This is a genomic window from Salipaludibacillus sp. CF4.18 (assembly GCF_051262595.1).
In the GTDB taxonomy this organism is placed as follows: domain Bacteria; phylum Bacillota; class Bacilli; order Bacillales; family Salisediminibacteriaceae; genus Salipaludibacillus; species Salipaludibacillus neizhouensis.
Genome location: NZ_JBIMEV010000126.1, coordinates 1 through 1,880 on the forward strand (window position 1 = coordinate 1; position 1,880 = coordinate 1,880).

The 1,880-nt window shown below is 32.4% G+C and carries 2 protein-coding genes; one reads left to right on the forward strand and one right to left on the reverse strand.

Translation table 11 applies throughout. The features are described from left to right. Window positions 1-696: 696 nt before the first annotated feature. Window positions 697-852 (forward strand): hypothetical protein, encoded by a 156-nt coding sequence (locus tag ACHABW_RS25690; RefSeq protein WP_435759856.1) that lies wholly within the window; start codon window positions 697-699, stop codon window positions 850-852. A 9-nt stretch (window positions 853-861) separates the two neighbouring features. On the opposite strand, the gene ACHABW_RS25695 is transcribed toward ACHABW_RS25690, so the two are convergent. Further along, a complete protein-coding gene (locus ACHABW_RS25695; RefSeq protein WP_435759858.1) occupies window positions 862-1,395 on the reverse strand; it encodes a DoxX family membrane protein in 534 nt (177 codons plus the stop codon). Window positions 1,396-1,880 lie beyond the last annotated feature (485 nt).

A 1,880-nucleotide genomic window follows, 5' to 3' on the forward strand; every position in this document is an offset into this window, starting at 1 on the left:
CTAGTATAGACGGGGTATTTGCAGTTTTTATTAACATATCTGATAGGAAATAAAGTGAAAAGCAAAAGCAACATTATGAAAAATTAAAGATAATCGGAGAAATGGCAGAGGGTGTTGCACAGGAGGTTAGGAATTCACTGACTACGGTTAAAGCACATGGTTGACCGCAAATCTTCGCCCAGCACACCTCGCTGGGTAAAAGTTTGTCCTGGTCGCCACATGTTTGTTCGATGGTTCTGGTGACTACACAACACACGTAGAACACGGGGCACTTATCGGCATCAACGGGCTGGTTTAAAAAGGGAAGCAGATTAGAAAGTATAAAGGATGGTTAGGTATCGGTCATCAATATTCTTACTATCCTTTTGTTCAGGATAGGCTGGGATTATTATATCTAGATATTATCAGTAATCTAAGGGTGTGGGGAGATCACGCTGTGAATATTGCTGAAGAGGTTATAGGAGAGAAATAAAGGACAAAAAAACGACTAGATTAGATCTGTCATTTTTTTGTTGATATGATTTACTAGTTATACTACATTTATTAATACCAGAAAACGAAAGGGAAAAACCAACCTTGAAAACAATATCTAATAAATACAAGTGAGAATGAATTGAAAATTTTTCAACCAAAAATACCCTCCGCTCAGTTAGTCTTAAACAGTAAGTTAATGACTGATTTTTTAGGGGTAATAAGGTGATCAAATTGGAAAACCATGTACGTATTCATGTACTGTTAGCCAAACGTAGTATGGAGGAGATAATGTTGAAGGTGTTTAAAGTTTTATTATACGTTTTTGTATTGTTAAATATTTTAGGGTTAATCTATTGGATTGGTACAATGATTAAATAAACATAGAATTTAAGAATTAATAGATAATTTTTCTTTTGGCATGGAAACATTTTTTTCTCTTTTGTTTCGGTTCAGGGTGAATAAAGTAGATAAATTAAAATACTTATCTAGACTTATGTGATATACATCTGACCTGAAAATAATTAATGAAAATGCACTTGTATAAAGAATAAGACTCATTAGGTTCATATTTCCAGAAAAAATAAAGTTGATGTGCATAAAGAGACAAATAAGGATAGAAGGTATGGTAAATAAGCCAGCTATAAGGAATATGCCAAGTATTATTTGGACAATAGGGATAGCATAATTCAAAACCATTACATGTTCTAAAGCTATATTTTCTATGAAAGTTTTATAGAAGGGTGGGACATTGGAATTTTGTAATGAATTTTTTAGATAATCATTCAAAAATAAACCTGGTTCTTTAAACCATAACTTATCGGTAATTTTGGTCACTCCTGCTAAAAGCCAACCTACTCCAAAAAGAACACGCATTAATACAATAAGAGATGAAAATAATCTTACACTTTTTATTAGTTCCATTTAAATAGTCCTCCTTAGCTTTTATTGCCTTAAAGGAATTTTGTTTCCTTAAGGCAACTTTTTCACCAAAAAAATTTCCTGAGTTACGTAGTCTATGGTGAATCATATGACATATAAGTTAAAATGTTTCCTTTACACATTAAAGTTTACCATGCGCAATAAATATTGTAAATATATAGTTATATATAAGGAACTATTGAAACGAGGGACCACCCCTGTTTTAAACCACTATTGGATACTGCCTAATCTCATTCATACTCAAGGAGCGTATTAAGGATTTCTTCCGTTATGTTATGACCTGTCGCTTAAGACCCCTTAATTTTGCCAATAGTATTTTATATAAATATGTATTTTATTTGTGCAGATGGACCACCCTCCAACCCTGTAATCCAATAAATATCTCCAGAATATGTTCCGTAAACTAGGTTTCTCCATTTTATTTTCTCCCCAAATATTACTCCATATTTCTTTTAATCATGGACTAT

Excerpts from the sequence above, each read along its gene's own strand:
- ACHABW_RS25695 (WP_435759858.1), bottom strand. The coding sequence starts at position 1,395 with ATGGAACTAATAAAAAGTGTAAGATTATTTTCATCTCTTATTGTATTA.